Genomic DNA, 3221 nt, shown 5'->3' with positions numbered 1-3221 from the left:
ATCATGGTTAGAAATCTCGACTCACCCCTAATACTTGAGGACAATAATCGCCCCCCCGTCTCTCAATTGCTGGAATTTCTCTTAACCAAAGAAAAAAACAATAAAAAAACTAAAGAAAATCTTACTTTTGAGGCTTTGGTCGGTACTTGGCGATTATACTTTATCACGGGAACTCAAAAAGCGAAAAAGAGAGCGGGGATTGTTTTGGGGAAGGGGTGCTATCTACCATCCTGGTTAAAAATTACCATCTCTTACCAAAGAAATGAGAGCTTAGAACTGGGAGAATTTATCTCTGGAAGCGTCAGCAATCAGATAGTTTTAGGGGCAGTAAAACTATCCGTAAGCGGTCCAGTTAAGTTTTTTCCTAAAACCCGTCTTCTCGCTTTTGATTTTACCCGGATCAACCTAACCCTATTTAATCGCTCTCTCTATTCAGGTTTTATTAGAAATGGCCAGGTAAGTGAAGCGAATTTTTATCAGGAAAGTATCAAAAAACAGGCATTTTTTGCCTATTTTTTGATCACAGAAACAATGATAGCAGCCCGGGGACGAGGGGGAGGATTAGCCCTTTGGGTAAAAGAGGTAAGTGAGACAAAACTAGCTGAAAAATAAGTGATTAGAGGAGAAATAGATGGGATATTCTATCGAGGTAGATGGGACAAATTTTGACAGTGAAGTGATCGAGAAGTCCTATCTAAATACAGTGATTTTAGACTTTTATGCTCTCTGGTGTGGACCCTGTAAATTGGTAAAACCGATGCTGGAAAAACTGGCCAGTGAATATAATTTTATCCTGGCAAAAATAGATATAGATAAAAATCCCGAATTAGCCGAACAATACGATGTGGAAGGAGTTCCCGATGTGCGAATTGTCAGCAAGGGAGAAGTGTTACCCTGTTTTGTCGGTGCTTTGCCAGAAGAACAAATTAGAGACTTATTTTACCGTCTCGATTTACAATCGGAATTAGAAACAGGATTAGCAGAAATCCAAGAAGCGATCGCCCTCGATAATTTGCCCGCAGCTAAACAATTATTTGATCGTCTTTTTCCTAAATATCCCAACGAACCGCGATTAGTTATTATGGCGGTAAAATTTCTCATGCGTCTAGAAAAATGGTCTGATGCCTACCGATTAATCAGTGCTATTAAAGAGGAAAATCCTGTTATCAAAGGTTGGAAAACTCTCCTAGAATTTCAACAGTTAACACCAGAAAATAATCCCCTCGATTCGATATTTTTTACTGGGATTAATTTCGCTTTAAAAGAAGATTATGCCGCCGCTTTAGATAAACTGATCAGCCTGGTGGGAGAAAGTAGAAAATATCGTCAGGATGGGGCAAGAAAAGCCATGTTAGCCATATTTCAGATTTTGGGAGTTAGTCATCCCCTCACCCAAGAATACCAAGCAAAGTTAACATTTCTGCTCTACTAGGTAGGGTTTACTAAAAAAGTTTGTTGGTGGGGTTAATAGTCGGTCAAAACTAAAGCAATTACCCTGGAAATTTCAACAAATCTATTCCTCGAATTTCTGTTGACAACTGCCAGGGAATTGCTAGAGACAAGACAGTTTATTTGTGGCGAATCATTTCATAGAGGGCAACGTATTCTTCCCCGGGGCGATTCCAAGAGTAATCGCATTCCATGCCTTGAATCGCTAATTTTTGGAATTCTTCTGGCTGAGTGTACCACAATTCCAATGCCCGGGACATGGCTGATTCGAGGGCATTATTATCGGGATCAAAAAAGACAAAACCATTGCGTTCTTCCGGTTGGTGATAGGTATCATAATCGCGATCAAAAACCGTATTAACTAAACCACCAACTCCCCGGACAATGGGAACAGTTCCATATTTTAAGCTGATTACTTGTGTCAGTCCGCAGGGTTCAAAATTACTGGGAACCACAATCATATCAGCACCCGCATAAATGAGGTGAGATAATTCCTCATTAAAGCCCAATTCAATATGAACATCAGGGTTATTATTGAGGTGATTTTTCTCGTGCCAGAACCAGTTATTAATTAACGATTCGGTGGCGGAACCTAGGAGGACAAATTGCGCCCCGCGAGCTAAGGCATAATACATGGCATGGTGAACTAAATGTACGCCTTTTTGGTCATCTAAACGACCGACATAACAAATCAAGGGTTTCTCTGGTTCATCTCTTAACCAGAGTCTTTCTCGCAGTGCCTTTTTATTGCCTGCCTTCTCGGAGAAGTTATCAATACCGTAGGGTGCAGGAATAAATTTATCCACTTCCGGGTTCCAGATATTGTAATCTAAACCGTTGAGAATGCCAGTAAATTTGTGTTGATGCTGGTGAATTGTATGGCCTAAACCGTAACTAACATCAGTGTGGTGCGCTTCCCAAGCATGGTGGGGCGAGACGGTATTGAAATAGTTGGCAAAAACGATGCCACCTTTCATAAAATTAATCACAAAAGGATTGAAGTTATCGCGCAGTCGGGCATAGCTAAAGTAATAAGAATCGTTATTTAATCCTGTTGCCCAGAGAATTTCTGCACCTCCAAATCCTTGGTGTTTAAAGTTATGGATGGTGTAAAGAACGCGCTGATTGCCCATACCATGATATTTATAAATTTCAAAAAGTAAGGGCGGAATTAACCCGGTTTGCCAGTCGTGACAATGAATTATATCGGGACGTTTATTACTTCTGAGCAAAAATTCTAAAGCGGCTTTAGAGAAGAAGGCAAAACGCATATTATCGTCTTTACAGCCGTAGTAAGTACCGCGATTAAAAAAATTATCCCCCGAATTGGGTTGAATAAAGAAACACAAGCGCCCGTGTACCCAACCACAAAAAACGTTACAGTGAATTGCCCCACCGTACCAAGGCACCCACAGGTCCCGATAAGCCTCGTGTAAGCCCCAAATTTGGTCGTAGCGCATACAATCATACATGGGTAGGATTAGCTCCACGCAATGACCGCGAATTTCCAATTCTCGACTCAATCCATATACCACATCCCCCAATCCCCCGGCTTTAATCACCGGGGCGCACTCAGAGGCAACCTGAACTATATACATATATCAATAACTCCCTCGATTAATCTACAGGTCAGCTAGAAGCAATTTTTACAAAAGTATACAAGCTTCTGTGATTAAATGGCTCGATCGAATTAGTTGCGGGTTGGGGAAGTGGGAATTATGAATTATGAATTATGAATTATGAATTGGGGAGAGGGGAGCAGGGTTTTGGGG

At 41.1% G+C, this 3221-nt stretch carries 3 protein-coding genes; 2 read left to right on the top strand and 1 reads right to left on the bottom strand.

Features of this window, described 5'->3' with window-relative positions:
* Positions 1-3 precede the first annotated feature (3 nt).
* Both IQ242_RS20500 and IQ242_RS20495 read left to right on the top strand, forming a co-directional pair.
* A complete protein-coding gene (locus tag IQ242_RS20500; RefSeq protein WP_193961222.1) occupies positions 4-612 on the top strand; it encodes a hypothetical protein in 609 nt (202 codons plus the stop codon).
* A gap of 19 nt (positions 613-631) precedes the next feature.
* Entirely contained in the window at positions 632-1432 is an 801-nt protein-coding gene (locus IQ242_RS20495; protein WP_193961221.1) for a tetratricopeptide repeat protein, read from the top strand.
* Between the two features lie 136 nt (positions 1433-1568).
* Here the strand turns inward: IQ242_RS20495 and glgA are convergent, their stop codons facing one another.
* The gene (glgA, locus tag IQ242_RS20490; protein ID WP_193961220.1) at positions 1569-3047 is read right to left on the bottom strand and encodes a glycogen synthase GlgA; all 1479 of its coding nucleotides are present in this window, start codon (positions 3045-3047) and stop codon (positions 1569-1571) included.
* Positions 3048-3221 lie beyond the last annotated feature (174 nt).

Origin of the sequence: Microcystis sp. LEGE 08355, from assembly GCF_015207185.1 — a bacterium.
GTDB classification, from domain to species: Bacteria; Cyanobacteriota; Cyanobacteriia; order Cyanobacteriales; family Microcystaceae; genus Microcystis; species Microcystis panniformis.
This window is presented reverse-complemented; position numbering and strand designations above follow the sequence as displayed.

What these genes read in the sequence shown, in the direction of transcription:
- glgA (WP_193961220.1), bottom strand. Translation starts at nt 3,047, where the DNA reads ATGTATATAGTTCAGGTTGCCTCTGAGTGCGCCCCGGTGATTAAAGCC.
- IQ242_RS20500 (WP_193961222.1), top strand. Translation starts at nt 4, where the DNA reads ATGGTTAGAAATCTCGACTCACCCCTAATACTTGAGGACAATAATCGC.
- IQ242_RS20495 (WP_193961221.1), top strand. Translation starts at nt 632, where the DNA reads ATGGGATATTCTATCGAGGTAGATGGGACAAATTTTGACAGTGAAGTG.